The sequence below is a fragment of the Salinarimonas soli genome, from assembly GCF_008386575.1.
Lineage (GTDB): Bacteria > Pseudomonadota > Alphaproteobacteria > Rhizobiales > Beijerinckiaceae > Salinarimonas_A > Salinarimonas_A soli.
The window spans coordinates 1-16481 of sequence record NZ_VUOA01000018.1; the positions used below are offsets into that span (position 1 = coordinate 1).

At 69.4% G+C, this 16481-nt stretch carries 16 protein-coding genes; 7 read left to right on the plus strand and 9 right to left on the minus strand.

Annotated elements, in window-relative coordinates; all coding sequences use genetic code 11:
- The coding region (locus F0L46_RS26580; protein WP_210247623.1) for a hypothetical protein at positions 1-249 on the plus strand (249 nt) is incomplete at its 5' end.
- A 457-nt stretch (positions 250-706) separates the two neighbouring features.
- Entirely contained in the window at positions 707-1609 is a 903-nt protein-coding gene (locus tag F0L46_RS08025; RefSeq protein ID WP_149816548.1) for a histone deacetylase family protein, read from the plus strand.
- A 13-nt stretch (positions 1610-1622) separates the two neighbouring features.
- On the opposite strand, the gene F0L46_RS08030 is transcribed toward F0L46_RS08025, so the two are convergent.
- Genes F0L46_RS08030 through F0L46_RS08045 form a run of 4 tightly spaced genes read right to left on the minus strand, consistent with a single transcriptional unit; the run spans position 1623 to position 5301 of the window.
- Positions 1623-2183: a DNA-3-methyladenine glycosylase gene (locus F0L46_RS08030; RefSeq protein ID WP_149816549.1), complete on the minus strand. Its 561-nt coding sequence runs from the start codon at positions 2181-2183 to the stop codon at positions 1623-1625.
- A gap of 6 nt (positions 2184-2189) precedes the next feature.
- A complete protein-coding gene (locus F0L46_RS08035) occupies positions 2190-3008 on the minus strand; it encodes a polyphosphate kinase 2 family protein (protein WP_149816550.1) in 819 nt (272 codons plus the stop codon).
- Positions 3009-3034: 26 nt separating this feature from the next.
- Positions 3035-3781 carry an SDR family oxidoreductase gene (locus tag F0L46_RS08040; RefSeq protein ID WP_149816551.1) on the minus strand — a complete coding sequence of 249 codons (747 nt, stop codon included), beginning with the start codon at positions 3779-3781 and terminating at the stop codon, positions 3035-3037.
- Between the two features lie 47 nt (positions 3782-3828).
- Positions 3829-5301: an aldehyde dehydrogenase family protein gene (locus F0L46_RS08045; protein WP_149816552.1), complete on the minus strand. Its 1473-nt coding sequence runs from the start codon at positions 5299-5301 to the stop codon at positions 3829-3831.
- 244 nt (positions 5302-5545) lie between these two features.
- Between F0L46_RS08045 and F0L46_RS08050 the strand changes: the two genes are divergently transcribed.
- The 4 genes from F0L46_RS08050 (at position 5546) to F0L46_RS08065 (ending at position 9688) form a co-directional block, all read left to right on the plus strand.
- A complete protein-coding gene (locus F0L46_RS08050; protein ID WP_149816553.1) occupies positions 5546-6514 on the plus strand; it encodes a TRAP transporter substrate-binding protein in 969 nt (322 codons plus the stop codon).
- 41 nt (positions 6515-6555) lie between these two features.
- Positions 6556-7098: a TRAP transporter small permease gene (locus F0L46_RS08055; RefSeq protein WP_149816554.1), complete on the plus strand. Its 543-nt coding sequence runs from the start codon at positions 6556-6558 to the stop codon at positions 7096-7098.
- Between the two features lie 12 nt (positions 7099-7110).
- Positions 7111-8388, plus strand: coding sequence for a TRAP transporter large permease (locus F0L46_RS08060; protein WP_149816555.1), 1278 nt, complete (start codon positions 7111-7113; stop codon positions 8386-8388).
- Positions 8389-8569: 181 nt separating this feature from the next.
- Entirely contained in the window at positions 8570-9688 is a 1119-nt protein-coding gene (locus F0L46_RS08065) for a CaiB/BaiF CoA transferase family protein (RefSeq protein ID WP_149816556.1), read from the plus strand.
- 9 nt (positions 9689-9697) lie between these two features.
- Here F0L46_RS08065 and F0L46_RS08070 read toward each other — a convergent pair whose 3' ends face one another.
- Positions 9698-10012 carry a hypothetical protein gene (locus F0L46_RS08070; protein ID WP_149816558.1) on the minus strand — a complete coding sequence of 105 codons (315 nt, stop codon included), beginning with the start codon at positions 10010-10012 and terminating at the stop codon, positions 9698-9700.
- 89 nt (positions 10013-10101) lie between these two features.
- On the opposite strand from F0L46_RS08070, the gene mazG reads away from it, so the two are divergent.
- Positions 10102-10923: a nucleoside triphosphate pyrophosphohydrolase gene (gene mazG, locus F0L46_RS08075; RefSeq protein ID WP_149816559.1), complete on the plus strand. Its 822-nt coding sequence runs from the start codon at positions 10102-10104 to the stop codon at positions 10921-10923.
- Here the strand turns inward: mazG and hflX are convergent.
- From hflX to F0L46_RS08095, 4 genes are all read right to left on the minus strand, one after another.
- Positions 10916-12313, minus strand: a complete 1398-nt coding sequence (gene hflX, locus F0L46_RS08080; RefSeq protein ID WP_240539915.1) for a GTPase HflX — start codon at positions 12311-12313, stop codon at positions 10916-10918. The two genes, mazG and hflX, sit on opposite strands and share 8 nt — an antisense overlap.
- Before the next feature lies 1 nt (position 12314).
- Positions 12315-12566: an RNA chaperone Hfq gene (gene hfq, locus F0L46_RS08085; protein WP_149816561.1), complete on the minus strand. Its 252-nt coding sequence runs from the start codon at positions 12564-12566 to the stop codon at positions 12315-12317.
- Positions 12567-12754: 188 nt separating this feature from the next.
- A complete protein-coding gene (gene ntrX, locus F0L46_RS08090) occupies positions 12755-14125 on the minus strand; it encodes a nitrogen assimilation response regulator NtrX (protein WP_149816562.1) in 1371 nt (456 codons plus the stop codon).
- The gene (locus F0L46_RS08095; RefSeq protein WP_149816563.1) at positions 14122-16410 is read right to left on the minus strand and encodes a sensor histidine kinase NtrY-like; all 2289 of its coding nucleotides are present in this window, start codon (positions 16408-16410) and stop codon (positions 14122-14124) included. The genes ntrX and F0L46_RS08095 overlap by 4 nt, the downstream gene beginning before the upstream one ends.
- Between the last annotated feature and the right edge of the window lie 71 nt (positions 16411-16481).

Genomic DNA, 16481 nt, shown 5'->3' on the forward strand with positions numbered 1-16481 from the left:
CAAGGCATCCACCTTAAGCGAGCTTCCAAGGTCAACATGAAACCAGCACCATCTCTTACCCAGGCACCCAAAGGCACCCAGCGCAAGGACAACGCCGCCCACGCTTCCCTTCCTCCTCCGATTCACTTGTCAAAGAGCAAAACCGAAACAGGGCGAACCGACCTTGCCCGGCGAGAACCGGACCTCATCAGCGTACCTGTCTGGAAACAGAAAGACGCCGGAGCCGAACAAGTCGGCGGCGTCTCGTGATCCCCATATAAGAGAACCACGAACCTCGGTCAACACCGCTTGGCGAGATTTTCTCGCCGGGGCGGACGACCAGGGCCATCCCGATCCAATCGACATCACCGAACGATCGAGACCCGGCGGGGACCGCCGAACCATGATGCCCGATCATGTCTGGAAAAGAGCCTAGAAACCTCGGCACCACCGCTCCGTTCGGGGCGGCGACCGCGTCTCAGTGATCGGGGGTATACGCCCCCCACCCAGACGCGTCAACCGGAAAAGCGCCAAAAATGACACCGAAAGCGGCAGGCTGCCTCTCGGAAGAGCAACAAAGCTATGAAAACAGGCGCGTTTCCGGCCGTTCTGGGCAAGTCTGACGCACCTTGGCGGGGGATCCCCTGCCCTTGCGTCACGGAAGCCGATTGACGCCCGCAGCCGCGACAGAACAATCGAGGCGAGCCCTCCCAGCGAACCAGGACCCATGGCCATACCGATCGTCGCCCATCCGGCCTATGCGGCCCCTCTCCCCGACGGGCATCGCTTCCCCATGCCGAAGTATCGGCTGCTCGCCGAGCGCCTCGTCGATCTCGGCCTCGTCCCGCCGGACGGCTTCCTCCGCCCCGAGCCCGCCACACGCGAGCTCGTCATGGAGGCGCACGACGCGTCCTATGTCGACCAGGTCTTCGCCTGCGCCGTGGAGCGCGATATCGAGCGGCGGATCGGGCTGCCTGTCGACGAGGGCGTGGCACGCCGCGCCCGGATGTCGGCGGCAGGCACCCTCCTGGCTGCCCGTCTCGCCCTCGCCCATGGGCTTGCGGGCAGCGCCGCCGGCGGGAGCCACCACGCGCAGCGTGCGACGGGCGCAGGGTTCTGCGTCTTCAACGACGTTGCCATCGCCGCCCGGGCGCTCAAGCGGGAGCGCGCGATCACCCGCGCGGTGGTCATCGATCTCGACGTGCATCAGGGCGACGGCACCGCGGATTGCCTGTCCGACGAGCCCGACCTCTTCACCTTCTCCATGCATGCCGAGCGGAACTATCCCGTGCGCAAGATCACGGGCGACCTCGATGTCGGCCTGCCCGACGGCCTCGACGATGCGGGCTATATGGAGGCTTTGCGTCCCCATGTGCCGAGGCTGCTCGACGCGCTCCAGCCGGATCTCGTGTTCTACAATGCCGGGGTCGATCCGCATCGGGACGACAGCCTCGGGCGGCTCGCCCTCTCCGACGAGGGCTTGCGGGCCCGCGACCGCTTCGTGATTGCCGAGGCGCGGGGCCGGGGCATCCCCCTCGTGGCGGTCGTCGGGGGCGGCTATGGCCCCGATCCGGCGGCGATCGCCCGGCGCCATGCCTTCGTCTTCGAGGCCATGGCGGGGGCGGCGTGAGATCAGCGAGCACTTACCCGCGCGGCCGGCGGAACGGACGGCTGAGATAGGGCGAGCCCCGGAGCCCGAAGCGCCATGGCGTCTCGACCCCTCGGCTGATCCCGATCCGGGGCCCGGCCTCGATCACCTCCCCCGCCCCCGCCGACTCGATCCGGAACGGCGGCTCGTCGAGGGGACGGCCGTCGAGGCTCCTGTCGATGGCGAGCGCCTGGCACAGGCGGCCTGGGCCGGCGCAGAGCAGGCGAGGATCGTTCGTTCCCCGGCGCAGGCTCATTTCGTTGAGCCCCTGGAGCGGCTCGACGGCGCGGATCAGCACGGCGCTGCCGGGCTCGCAGACCATGTTGAAGCACCAGTGAATGCCGTAGGAGCGGTAGATGTAGGCGCGCCCGGCGGGACCGAACATCGCGGCGTTCCGGGGCGTCGGGCCGGAGAAACTGTGGGACGCCGGATCGTCCCGGTCGTAGGCCTCTGTCTCGACGATGCGCCCGCCCACCTCCGACACGAGGAGCGTCGCGCCGACGAGCTCACGCGCCACCAAGTGGGCGGGCCGGTCGAAGAAGCCGGTCGGGACCATGCGGCGTCAGCGGATCACGATCGACGACGCGTCGAGGGTGGTTTCCGGATAGCGGGGATCCATCGCCTCCAGGGTGGCGCGCACGATCGCCGCGATGGCGGCGTTGCGCGCCCACTTGCGGTCCGCCGGGATGACCCGCCAGGGCGCGTGGGCCGTCGAGCAGCGCTCCAGCATGATTCGGTAGGCCTCCCGGTACTCGTCCCAGAGCGCGCGGTCTGCGAGATCGCCCTCGTTGAACTTCCAGTGCTTCGCCGGATCGTCGAGACGCCCCTGCAGGCGCTTGCCCTGCTCCGCCTTGGAGATGTTGAGCATGAACTTCAGCACCACCGTGCCGCTCTCCACGAGGAGGCGCTCGAAGTCGTTGATCTGGGCGTAGCGCTGCTCGATCACCTCGGGTGGCGCCAGCCCCCGGACGCGGCCGACGAGGACGTCCTCGTAGTGCGAGCGGTTGAAGATGCCGATCGTGCCGCGGGCGGGGCATGCCCGGTGGATGCGCCAGAGGAAATCGTGGGCGAGCTCCTCCCGGCTCGGCGGCCCGAACGGGTGGACATGGACGCCCAGAGGGCCCGTGGCGCCGAAGACGTGGCGGATGGTCCCGTCCTTGCCACTCGTGTCCGTCCCCTGGAGCACGACGAGCAGGGAGCGCCGCCCCTCGGCGTAGAGGCGGTCCTGGAGGTCGTCAATCGCCTTCGCGTCCGCCTCGATCCCGGCGCGCGCCGACTCCTCGTCGGGGAAGCGCGAGCGGTCGCGCGGATCGAGGGCTTCGAGGTCGATCGTCGCGCCAGGTTCGACGAGGAAGGCGTCGAGCCACGAGGAATGAGCCATGGGAGATCTCCGCTCCGCGGGCGCGCTCAGATGCAACGCCCGCCGTCCACCTCGAGCACGCTGCCGGTGACCATCTCGGCCTCGTCGGAGCACAGGAAGAGTGCGGCGTTGGCGATGTCCTGCGGTGTCGAGAGACGGCCCCAGGGGATCGTGGCGCGGAAGGCGGCCCGGCGCTCGGGGGTGTCCTCGCCCATGAAGGTCGCGAGGAGCGGCGTCTCGCCCGCGACGGGAGCGAGGGCGTTCACGCGGATCCGGTCGGGGGCGAGCTCGACCGCCATGGACTTCGACAGGAGGTTCACGGCGCCCTTCGAGGCATTGTACCAGGCGAGGCCCGGGCGGGGCCGGATGCCAGCCGTGGAGCCGATGTTGAGGATCACCCCGCCTCCCCGCTCGCGGAAATGCGGCACGGCGGCCCGGGCGAAGAGATAGATCGACTTCACGTTCACGGCGAACACGCGGTCGAACTCGTCCTCGGACACCTCCAGCATCGGCCGGTTGCGGTGGCTCACGCCCGCATTGTTGACGAGGATGTCGAGGTGCCCGAAGGCCTGGATCGCACTTGCGACGGCGCGCTCGACGTCGGCGGCTTGCGACACGTCGCCCGAGAGCGCGATGCTCCCCCGGCCGATCGTCTCGGCGGCGCGACGGGCGGCCTCCTCGTTGAGATCGAGCAGGGCGACCCGGGCGCCCTCCCGGGCGAAGGTCTCCGCGATGCCGAGGCCGAAGCCCTGGGCGGCCCCAGTCACGAGCGCGGTCTTGTTGGCTAGGCGCATGTCCCCTCCCCTCGTGGTCTCGTTCGCTCCTCCCGATGCGGGGAGCGTCATCCGTGGTTCAGCACGATCGTCTTCGAGGCGGAAAACTCGTAGAGCGCCTCGAAGCCCTTCTCCCGGCCATGGCCGGACTTCTTCACGCCGCCGAAGGGAAGCTCGATGCCTCCTCCGGCGCCATAGCCGTTGACGAAGACCTGCCCGCACCGCATCGCCCGCGCCACCCGCATGGAGCGCGCCGCGTCGCGGGTCCACACGCCCGCCACGAGACCGTACGGCGTGCCGTTGGCAAGGCGCACGCCGTCGCCCTCGTCGTCGAAGGGCATCAGCGAGAGGACGGGGCCGAACACCTCCTCGGATGCGAGCTCGTTAGCGCGGGGCACCGGCCCGAACAGGACGGGCGCGACGTAGAAGCCCCCGGCCGGCGCGCCGTCGACGATTGTCCCCTCCGCGAGCGCCGGCACGCCCGCCCGGCGGGCACGGGCCGCGAAGGCCTCGACCCGGCGCTTCTGGGCGGCGTTGACCATGGGGCCAAGATCAAGGTCCATGTGGTGCGGGCCTGCCCGCACCTCCGAGAAGCGCGGCACCAGCGCCTCCACGACCTCGTCGTAGATCCGGCGCTCGATCAGCACGCGGCTTCCCGCCGAGCAGGTCTGGCCGCCGTTCTGGACGATGGCCTTCACGAGGACGGGGAGCGCGGCGTCGAGGTCGGCGTCGGCGAAGACGAGCTGGGGCGACTTTCCGCCGAGCTCCAGCGTGCAGCCGATGTGGTTGCGGCCGGCCGCCGCCTGAACCAGCGCTCCCACCTCGGGGCTCCCCGTGAAGGAGAGAAAGTCGATACCGGGATGGCCCGCGAGCGCCGCGCCCGCCTCCTCGCCGAGGCCCGAGACGACGTTCAAGGCCCCGTCGGGAAAACCGACATCCAGGGCGAGCTCGGCGATGCGCAGAAGGCTGAGGCCGGCATCCTCCGCGGGCTTCACGACGCAGGCATTGCCGCAGGCGAGCGAGGCGCCGACGGAGCGGCCGAAGATCTGCGCCGGGTAGTTCCAGGGCACGATGTGGCCCGTCACCCCATGGGGATCGCGCACGACGGCGACCGTGTAGCCGTTGAGAAACGGAATCGTCTCGCCGTGCAGCTTGTCGGCCGAGGTGCCGTAGAACTCGAAATAGCGTGCGGTGGCGACCATGTCGGCCCGGCCCTGCGACAGGGGCTTGCCGGTGTCCTGGGACTCGAGCGCGCCGAGCTCGTCCACCCGCGCCGCGATCGCCCCGCCGAGCCGCGACAGGAGGCGTCCGCGCTCCACCGCCGTGAAGCGGCCCCAGGGGCCCTCGAACGCGGCCCGGGCCGCCGTGACGGCGGCGTCGATGTCGGCCGCGCCCGAGCGCGCGATGGCGGCGAACACGGCGCCGTCCGAGGGGCAGACGACGTCGAGCGTGCGGCCGTCCCCCGCCGGACGGCTGCGCCCGCCGATCACGTTGAGCTGGAGCGCCGGCGTCGTGCGGGCCGTCTCGTCGGAAACCGTCATCGCGCGTCCTCTCTCGTCGGTCCCGCGGGGGTCGGGCGCCCCGGCGCTCGGGCGGGGTGGCGTCCCGGGGGACTCGTTGGTTCACCTTGGGGCAAGCCATAGCATGCTCCCGTTCCGCCCGGTTGCGAAGCCTCGCACAACGGAGTGCGCAGGACCGCCGCAGGCGCGTTGACTTCGCGCCCGCGGCCATTAGCGTCACGCCCGTGACGGAGACCGGCGCGAGACCGGCCCCAGGGAGATGTCCATGTTCATGAGAACGATCCTCGCCGGCGCCATGGCGCTCGGCCTGACCAGTGCGGCGGGCGCCGCCGAGCTGAAGCTCGGATACTCGCTCGCGCCGACCTCGCATTACGGCGTGTCGGCCACCGCCATGGGCGAGGAGCTGGCGCGGCTCACCAACGGCAAGTGGACGATCAAGCAGTTCCCGGCGAACGCGCTCGGCGGCGAGCGCGAGATGGTGGAAGGCCTCCAGATCGGCACCGTCGACCTCGTCGTCACCTCGACGGGGCCCGTGGGCAACTTCGTGCCTGACACGCTCCTCACCGACATCCCGTTCCTCTTCCGCGACTACAAGCACGCCCACGCGGTGCTCGACGGCCCGATCGGGCAGCGCATCCTCGACCAGTTCCCGAAGAACGGGCTCATCGCGCTCGCCTGGGGCGAAAACGGCTTTCGCAACCTCACCAATTCCAAGCGCCCGATCCGCACCCCGGACGACGCGCGCGGCCTGAAGGTGCGTACCATGGAGAACCAGGTGCACATGCAGGCCTTCCGCACCATCGGCGTCCTGCCGACGCCCATGGCGTTCCCGGAGTTGTTCACGGCGCTCCAGCAGGGCACCGTCGACGGCCAGGAGAACCCGATCGGCGTGATCCTCTCCGCGAAGTTCCCGCAGGTGCAGAAGTATCTCTCGCTGACCCAACACGTCTATTCGCCGGCCCTGATCCTCATGTCGCCGAGCGTCTGGAACAAGCTCGACGCGAAGGAGAAGGAAGCCTTCCAGCAGGCCGCCAAGGTCGGCGCCGCCGCCATGCGCAAGAAGGCCTTCGAGGACGCGCAGAACGGCGTGGAGGAGCTACGCAAGCAGGGCATGGAGGTGGTGACCGACCTCGACCGCAAGGCCTTCGAGGAGGCGCTCAAGCCGGCTTTCGCCGAGTACGCCAAGCGGTTCGGCCAGGCCAAGATCGACGAGATCCGGAACTACCAGTACTGACCGGCCCGCCGCCCGCCCTGCCTCCCGCGCGAAGGCCTCCGATGATCGCCGTCTTCCTCGCCTTCGACCGCTTCCTCATGCGGTGGACCGCGCGCGCCGCGATGACGTTCCTCGTCCTCGCGGTCGCGGTCTCGTTCTACCAGGTCGTGACCCGCTTCGTGTTCGAGCAGCCCTCCACCTGGTCCGAGGTGACCGCGCGGGCCCTCGACATCTGGATGGTCTATCTCGGGATCGCGATCGCGTTCCGGGGCGGCACGATGATGGCGGTCGACTTCCTCCTGGACCGGACGCGGGGCGGCGCGCGGCTCGTCCTCCTGGCCCTCATCGCGGGGCTGACCATCGGCGTGCTCGGCGTTCTCGTTTGGTCGGGCGTGATGATGGTCCAGCGCACGCAGTTCCAGATGCTTGCCGGCATCGACAACCCGTTCACGGGCGAGGGCATCCCGATCGCCCTCGTCTACGCCGCGATCCCGACGGGCGCGGCGCTCGCGATCGTGGGCGTGATCGCCCGTGCGATCGAGAGCGCCCGCGAGACGCTCGCCGGAGCCGCGGTCGCATCCGACCGCACGATCCTCGAAGTCTGAGGGGACGCGCCCGTGACCAGCTTCATGCTCGCGGGGATGGTGGCGCTCTTCGCGCTGAGCGTTCCCATCGCGATCGCCATCGCGGCGGCCTCCATCGGCGGCATCGTCCTCTTCGAGAGCATCCCGCTCATCGTGGTCGCTCAGAAGATGATGACCACGCTCGATTCGTTTCCGCTGATGGCTGTGCCGTTCTTCATCCTGGCCGGCAACCTCATGGAGGCGGGCGGGATCTCCCGGCGGCTCGTGGAGTTCGCGAAGGCGCTCGTCGGCGGCGTGCAAGGCGGGCTGGCCTGCTCGTGCGTGCTCACCTGCATGATCTTCGCCTCGGTGTCGGGCTCCAGCGTCGCGACCACCTTCGCCATCGGCGCCATCATCATCCCGGCCATGGTGCGCCACCGCTACCCGAAGGAGTTCGCGGCGGCCCTCCAGGCCACCTCGGCTGAGCTCGGCGTGATCATCCCGCCCTCGATCCCGATGATCCTCTACGGGGTCAGCGCGGAGGTCTCGATCGGCGAGATGTTCATCGCCGGCATCGGGCCGGGCCTCCTCATCGGCTTCGCGCTGATCCTCTTCGTGTGGGTGACCTGCAAGCTGCGGGGCTGGGGACGCGACGACGCCGAGGGACGGGCGGGCCTGGTTGCCGCCACGAGGAGCGCAGCGCTTGCCCTGCTCATGCCCGTGATCATCATCGGCGGGATCTACAGGGGCGTGTTCACGCCCACCGAGGCTTCCGTCGTCGCGGTGGTCTACGCGGCGGTGGTGAGCCTCTTCGTCTACCGCGCCATCACGTTCGCCGATCTGGCGCCGATCCTGCGCAAGTCCGTGATCTCGTCGGCGATGATCATGTTCATCATCGCCGCGGCGGGCCTGTTCAGCTTCCTCATCACCCGCGCCGGCGTGCCGGCCGCGGCGGCCGAGTGGATCTCCGGGATCATCGGCGGTAAGGCAAGCTTCCTCTTGGCCGTGAACGCCTTCCTGTTCGTCGTCGGGATGTTCATAGAGACCTCCGCGGCGATCATCGTGCTCGCGCCCATCCTGGCGCCGATCGCCGCGAGCTACGGCATCGATCCGGTGCATTTCGGGCTCGTGATGGTGGTGAACCTCGCGCTCGGAATGATCACGCCCCCCTTTGGGGTGAACCTCTTCGCGGCCTGCCAGGTGGCGGGGATCAGCATGGAGCGGATCATCCCGCGCCTCCTGCCCTTCGTCCTCGTCGTCGGCACCTGCCTCCTCCTCATCACCTACGTGCCCGCGATCCCGCTTTTCCTACGCGACATGGTGTTCCGGTGAGCATCGGCCCGGGCCACCACGCAGAGATCAGTGCCGTAGGCGCGCGGCATGGGTTCGATGACAGCGAGCGCAAATCTGCGCCGACGCGCCCCCGTCCGGCCGCCCCGATCTCCACGAATCTGATGCTGTCCCACCGCGCCGGGCACGTGCTCGGCCTCCCGCACTCCTACTGAGGCGGCCCATGCCCGGCGCCCTCGAAGGCCTCCTCGTCGTCGCCATTGAGCAGGCGGTCGCTGCCCCCATGTGCACGCTACGCCTCGCCGACGCGGGCGCCCGCGTGATCAAGATCGAGCGCCCGGAGGGAGACACGGCCCGGCATTACGACGCCGCGGTTCAAGGCCTGAGCGCCTATTTCGCCTGGTTGAACCGGAGCAAGGAGAGCGCGGTCCTCGACCTGAAGAGCCCGGACGGCCTCGCCCTCGCCCAAAGACTCGCGGCGCACGCGGACGTCGTGGTCCAGAACCTCGCGCCGGGCGCCGCGGCGCGCCTCGGGCTCGACGCCGCAGCGCTCACCGCCCTGCATCCGCGCCTGATCGCGGTCGACATCGTCGGCTATGGCGGCGACACGCCCTATCGCGACATGCGGGCCTACGACATGCTCGTCCAGGCCGAGAGCGGCGTCTGCGCGGTCACCGGCACGCCCGAGACGCCCTCCAAGGTCGGCGTCTCGGTGGCCGACATCGCGACGGGCATGAACGCCCATGCGGCGATCCTGGAGGCGCTGATCGCGCGGGGTGCTTCCGGCCGGGGACGGGCGATCGAGATCGCGATGTTCGACGGCATGGCGGACTGGATGAGCGTCCCGCTTCTCCATCATACGGAGGGCGGGCGCCCTACCGCCCGCCACGGCCTGTCGCACGCCTCCATCTATCCTTATGCCCGCTACGCCTGCCGTGACGGCGACGTGGTGATCGCGGTGCAGCACCAGGGCGAGTGGCATCGGTTCTGCGAGGGCGTGCTCGGACGGCCGGACCTGACGCGCGACGATCGCTTCGCCGACAATGCGCGGCGGGTACGCAACCGAGAGGCTCTCGACGCCATTATTGCGCCCCGCTTCGCCGCCCTCGCTCAGGGCGACGCCATCGGGCTTCTTGAGGCGAATGCCATCGCCTGGGCCAGGGTCTCAGGCGTCGCCGATCTCGCGGGGCATCCCGCCCTGCGCTGCCTGGAGAGCCCGACGGGCGACGGGGGGCACTTTCTCGTGCCGCGTCCGGCCGGTCGAGAGCCGTTCGCGCCGGGGCCCGTGCCCCGTCTCGGCGAGCACACGGACCGGATCCGCGCGGAGTTCGCGGCCCCGTAGGCGAAGGGGTCAGCCGAGATTCGCCGAGCGCCCGTTCGCGTGACGGCGCGAGATCCGCCAGGGGCGGACGAGTTCGAGCCGGGCGGTCTCGGAGGGGAGCATCACGCGGGCCGAGCCGTCGGCCGCGATCTCCTCGACCACGAAGAACCCGAACAGATGGAGGCGCGCCACCGCGGCCTTCGTCGACCGGTCGTCGGCCGTCACGGGCATCGAGCCTGCCGTATAGACGGTATCCAAAAGGTCCTTCGGCTCGCTCTGGGCAAAGGGTGCGCCACGGCGGCCCGGGAAGGGGATGACGACGGCGGAACGGGACTCGGAACGCATGACGCAACCTCGACTCGACGAACAGGTGGCAAGAATTGCGCGCGCCGCGTTAAAGCGTGGTGAACCATGACAACGCTTTGGAGCCGCCCATGATCCCATCTCGCGACATCGCCGGTCTCGTCGAGATCATGGCTCGCTTGCGCGACCCCGAGCGCGGCTGCGCCTGGGACGTGGCGCAGGACTTCCGCTCCATCGTGCCCTACACGCTCGAGGAGGCCTACGAGGTGGCCGACGCGGTGGAGCGGGGCGACCTGCCGGACCTGCGGGACGAGCTCGGCGACCTCCTGCTCCAGGTCGTGTTCCACGCCCGCATGGCCGAGGAGGAGGGCGCCTTCGCCTTCCCCGACGTGGTCGAGGCGATCACGTCGAAGCTGATTCGCCGCCATCCGCACGTGTTCGGGGAAGGTGCGACCCGCGATCCCGCCGCCATCAAACGCATGTGGGGGGAGATCAAGGCCCAGGAGAAGGCCGAGCGGCGCGCCGCGCGCGGCGGCGTCGACGAGAGCCCCGGCCTCCTCGCCGGCGTGCCGGGCGCCCTCCCCGCCCTCACCCGGGCGGAGAAGCTCACCACCCGCGCCGCGACCGTTGGCTTCGACTGGCCGGACGCCGGTCAGGTGATCGCGAAGATCCGCGAGGAAACCGCCGAGATCGAGGAGGCGTTGGCCGGCGGCGACAAGCCCGCGATCCAGGACGAGATCGGCGATCTTCTATTCGCGGTCGCCAACCTCGCCCGGCACTGCGGCGTCGATCCGGAGGCGGCTTTGCGCGGCACGAACGCGAAGTTCGAGCGCCGCTTCCGCCACATCGAGACGGCGCTCGAACGCGAGGGCCGCACGACCGCACAGGCGGGCCTCGGAGAGATGGAGCGCCTGTGGGGCGAGGCCAAGGACCGCGAGCGCGGGATCAGCTGATCTGCCGCGCCGCGGGAAAACGCTGCAGGAGGCGCGGCTCCTTCTCCGGCGCAATCCGGATCGTCATAAGGATCGTCGTGTCCCCCGCCTCCCGCCGGTCCATCACCTCGGCCTGCTCGTAGAGCCAGTTCAGGCTCGCCCCGTCCGCGGTGTCTAGGCCGATCTCGAAGGTGTGGCGCCCGGCGCCGACATGCCCCTCGATCGTGGCGAGCAGCGCGTCGACCCCCTCCCCCGTCACGGCGGAGACGAGCGCGGGCCGGCGCTCCTCCGGCATGCGGGCGATCTGGTTCATCAGGCGCTCGTGCTCCTCCTCCGACAGGAGGTCGGCCTTGTTCCAGACTTCGACCACGCGCCGGTGGTCCTCCGGGTCGATGTCGAGCTCGCGCAGCACATGCTGCACGTCCAGGGCCTGCGCCTCCGTCTCGCCGTGCGAGACGTCGCGCACGTGGAGGAGAACGTCGGCCTCCATCACGTCCTCGAGGGTCGCCCGGAAGGCGGCGACGAGCATCGTGGGCAGATCGGAGATGAAGCCCACCGTGTCGGACAGGATGGACTTCTCGCCGTGGGGCAGCTCGATGGCGCGCGAGGTCGGGTCGAGGGTGGCGAAGAGCAGGTTCTCGGCGAAGACCTCCGCCCGGGTCATCCGGTTGAACAGGGTCGACTTGCCGGCGTTCGTGTAGCCCACGAGCGCCACGATCGGGTACGGCACCCGCCGTCGGCTGGTGCGATGGAGCGAGCGGGTGCGCGTGACGGCCTCGAGATCGCGCTCGATGCGGGTCATGCGGTCCTGGATGAGCCGACGGTCGGCCTCGATCTGCGTCTCGCCAGGCCCGCCAAGAAAGCCGAAGCCGCCGCGCTGGCGCTCGAGGTGCGTCCAGGAGCGAACGAGGCGGCTCTTCTGGTAGGCGAGGTGCGCGAGCTCCACCTGGAGCGCGCCCTCCCGGGTCCGGGCTCGGCGCCCGAAGATCTCGAGGATCAGCCCGGTGCGGTCGATGACCTTGCAGCCCCAGGCCTTCTCGAGGTTGCGCTGCTGCACGGGGCTGAGGGCGCAATCCATGACGACGAGGCCGATCTCGTCAGCGACGATGCGCCCCGCGATCTCCTCCACCTTGCCCTTGCCGAGATAGGTGGCCGGGCGAAGGGCCGAGAGCGGCGCGCCGAAGGCATCGACCACCTGAAGATCGATCGCGGCCGCAAGACCGACGGCCTCCGACAGGCGCGCCTCCGCGGGACGCGGGTTCTCGACCGTGCCGTCGTCGGGCGCCGACGACCGGCGCCGGCGCGTCAGGTAGGGACCGACCACATAGGTGCGGGTGCCGACCGCGACATCCTTCTCCGGCTCGGCGAGCCGTTGAAGGCGCTCCTCTCCAGGCGCGCGCGGTTCGGTCACGTCAGGCCTTCTCGGCGACCTCGTCCGGCTCGAACAGCTGTACGGGGTGGCTCGGCATGATCGTGGAGATCGCGTGCTTGTAAACGAGCTGGGAATGCCCATCCCGCCGCAGGAGCACACAGAAATTGTCGAACCACGTCACCACTCCCTGCAATTTGACGCCATTCACTAGAAAGATCGTCAGAGGGATTTTGTTCTTGCGGACATGGTTCAGGAACGTGTCCTGGAGATTTTGTGCGCGCTCGCCCGCCATGTGTTTTTCCTCGTTAGCCCGCCTTCGGGGGAAGGGCGGGCCTGCCCGTTTGCGTGGTGACCACCCGAAGGACGGTCATGAGCCTGCCTCGACATTACAGGGCGGGAACGGTTGCATGGCAAGAGGAGAACGGCGGGGACTGCCAAGTTTTCCCGCCCCGCGGGTGCTTATTTTTTGAGCAACTTGCCTTAAGCGCCGATTCCAAGCGACTTCAGCTTCCGATGGAGGGCCGATCGCTCCATGCCGATGAACTCCGCCGTGCGCGAGATGTTGCCGCTGAAGCGGGCGATCTGGGCGACCAGATATTCGCGCTCGAAGATCTCGCGGGCGTCGCGCAGGGGAAGCGACATCAGCTTCTCGCCGCCGGCCCCGTTCGGGGTCACGGGCACCAGCGCCCCCACCTCGCTCGGCAGCATCTCGGCCGTGACGGGCGCCTCCGGGTCGCCCACGGCGAGAATCATGAGCCGCTCGATGTTGTTGCGCAGCTGGCGGACATTGCCCGGCCAATCGTGCGACTGCAGGACGGCCATCGCGTCGTCGGCGATCCGCCGCCTCGCGAGACCCGTCGCCGACGAGATCTGGTCCATGAAGAACTCGATGAGCTCGGGCACGTCCTCGCGCCGCTCGTGAAGCGAGGGCACGCGGATCGGTACCACGCTCAGGCGATGGAACAGGTCCTCGCGGAAGCGGCCCGCCTGGATCTCGGCCGCGAGGTCGCGGCTCGACGACGAGATGATCCGAACGTCCACGTGGACGCGGGTGGTGCCGCCGACGCGCTGGAAGTTCTGGTCGACGAGAACGCGCAGGATGCGGTTCTGCGTCTCGCGGGGCATGTCGGCGATCTCGTCGATGTAGAGCGTGCCGCCGTGCGCCTCTTCCAGCGCACCGATCCGGCGCCCGCCCTCGCTCGACGCCTCGACGCCGAACAGCTCGGCCTCCATGGTCTCGGGCGTGATCGTGGCGGCGTTGATAACCACGAAGGGGCCGTTCGCCCGCGCCGAGGTACCGTGGATCGTGCGGGCGGTGAGCTCCTTCCCGCTTCCGGGCGCGCCGGTGATGAGGATGCGGGCATTGGTGGGCGCGACGCGCTCCACCGTCTGGCGCAGCTGGTTGACGACGGACGAGCGTCCGGCGATCCGGCTCGCCTGGACCGAGCGCGCCCGCAGATCCTTCACCTCACGCTTGAGGCGGGAGGCCTCCAGGGCGCGCTCGGCCACGAGCACGAGCCGGTCGGCCTTGAAGGGCTTCTCGATGAAGTCGTACGCCCCCGCCTTGATGGCCGACACGGCCGTCTCGATGTTGCCGTGGCCGGAGATCATGACGACGGGCATCTCGGGATGCTCGGCCTTCACGGCATCGAGCACCTGCAGGCCGTCGAGGCGGCTACCCTGCAGCCAGATGTCCAGGAAGATCAGGTGCGGGCGCCGGGCCGCGACGGCGGCAAGCGCGTCGTCAGCGCCACCGGCCGTCCGCGTGCGGTGCCCCTCGTCCTCGAGGATGCCTGCCACGAGGTCGCGGATGTCGGCCTCGTCGTCGACGATGAGAATGTCTGCGCTCATGAAATCGCCAATCGTCTGCCGGCCGCCGCGGGGGCAGCCTCCTCGTTGCTGTTGGTCTGGGCCGCGCGGGGGAACCACAGGCGGACCCACGCCCCCCGGCCCCCCGGATTGTCGAGAAGCTCGATCCCGCCGCCGTGCTCCTCGAACACCTTGCCCACGATGGGCAGTCCGAGGCCCGTGCCGCCGTCGCGGGTGGTCATGTAGGGTTCGAGCAGCCGCTGCCGGCCCTCCGCCGGGAAGCCCTTGCCGGTGTCGACGATGTCGATCGCCAGCCGCCCGGCATCGTCGCTCACGCTCACCCGGATGACGGGTTCCCCCCGCTCGCTCTCGGGCAGGGCCGCGATGCCCTCCGTGGCGTTCTTCACGATATTCGTGACGGCCTGGGACACCAGCCGTCGGTCGAAGCGGGCCCGCACGGGGATCGCGGCGCCGTCATCGTCGAACCGGATCTCGGGATGCGCGATGCGCATCATGAAGACGACCTGACGGACGATCTCGCTCAGGTCCTCCTCGCCCATGGTGGGCTTGGGCATTCGCGCGAAGGAGGAGAACTCGTCCACCATCCGCTTGATGTCGTCGACCTGGCGGACGATCGTCGCGGTGCATTGGTCGAAGACCTCGCGATCCGTGGTGATCACCTTCCCGTACTTGCGGCGGATGCGCTCGGCGGAGAGCTGGATCGGGGTGAGCGGGTTCTTGATCTCGTGCGCGATGCGTCGCGCCACGTCGGCCCAGGCGGAGGTGCGCTGGGCTGAGACGAGGTCCGTGATGTCGTCGAGGGTGACGACCAGCCCCTTATCCTCGCCGCGCGCTTGCTCGCTCGTCACCCGCACGTTGACCGTCCGCTCGCGGCCCTTGCGTGTCATCTGGATCTGCTGCTGGAGCAGGCGCTGGCGCGAGCCCCTCGCCTCCTCCAGGAGGCCGGCGATCTCGGGCAGCACCTCCGCGGCGGACCGGCCGACGAGGTCCTGCCGTTCGAGGTCGAGCAGCGTCTCGGCGGACGGGTTGGCGATCGTGATCACGTCGCGCCCGTCGACGCCGATCACGCCGGCCGACACCCCGGCGAGAACGGCCTCGGTGAAGCGGCGCCGGCGGTCCATGAGGTCGCTCGTGGTCAGGAGGCTGTCGTGCTGGCGGCGCAGCTCCGAGGTCATGGAGTTGAAGGTCTCGCCGAGGCGCGCGAGATCGCCCTCCGGCCGCCGCACGGGCACCTGGACGTAGAAATTGCCCTGGGCGACCTGCCCCGTGGCATAGATGAGGCGGCGGATCGGGGTGACGAAGCGATTGGCGAAGCGCAGGCCGAACCAGACCGCCGAGAACAGCACGATGAGCGACACGAGCGCGAACATCGAGGCGAAGGCCACCTGGGTCCCGAGGCTCTTCTTCTCCAGCGCCTCGTAGATCGCGATGCCCTCGGCCGCCTGCGCCGGAAACTCGACCGCTTCCTTGTCGACGGCCCGCGCGACGAACAGCACCCGGCCGCCATGGGCGGCAAGCCGCACGGCGGCGCGGAACACGTTGCCCTCGCGCGGCACGAAGCAGAACGCGTCCTTCTCGGACACGTCGTCGATGTCGTCGGCGCCCGGCGGCTTGAGCCCCTCGATCGGCCTGAGGTCGATCCGCTCCACGACGCTGCCGTTCGGCTCCACGATCATCGCGACGGGGAAGCCGAGAAACGTCGCACGCGACGCCATGAAGTCCACGAAAACCTTACGGTCCGCGTCGAACAGGACCTTGGCGCGGTTGAGGTCCGCCGCCATGAGGTTCGTCTCGCGAACCATCGTCCGGCACTGCAGCTCGCGATAAGACTGCGCGATCTGCCCCGTGCGCTGCATGAGCTCGCGGATCCAGCCCGTGAACCAGGGATCGAGCCCGCGCTCCAGGGTGACCATCGCGACGATGGCGACGAGGATCGCCGGGAAGGTCGCCACGAGGCTGAACAGGCCGACGATGCGGATGTGGAGCCCCGCCGCGGCGGCTCGCGCCATGCGGGCGCGCACGATGCCGCGGGCCTCCCAGACGACGGTGCCGGCCAGGACAAGAACCAGGACGATATTGAGCCGGAAGGCCCAGACCACGACGTCGTGGGTCGGCAGGACGGGGGTGAGGCCCGACAGAATCAGGAAGGTCGCGAGCGCCGAGCTGAGGGCCGCGGCGACGGCGACGGCGCCGAACCAGCCCGGCGCGTGCCGATCGACGTCCACGCTGCTCGCGCTGCGGGTGGAACCAGGTTCGTTCAAGTGTGCCTCGGAAGACGGACCGCCCGCACGACGGGGGCTAGTCATACGATTAGCTGATGCTGAAACACAACACTGTGATCGGAATTCAACATTTCTAAGGCAGCGAGGCGCAATCG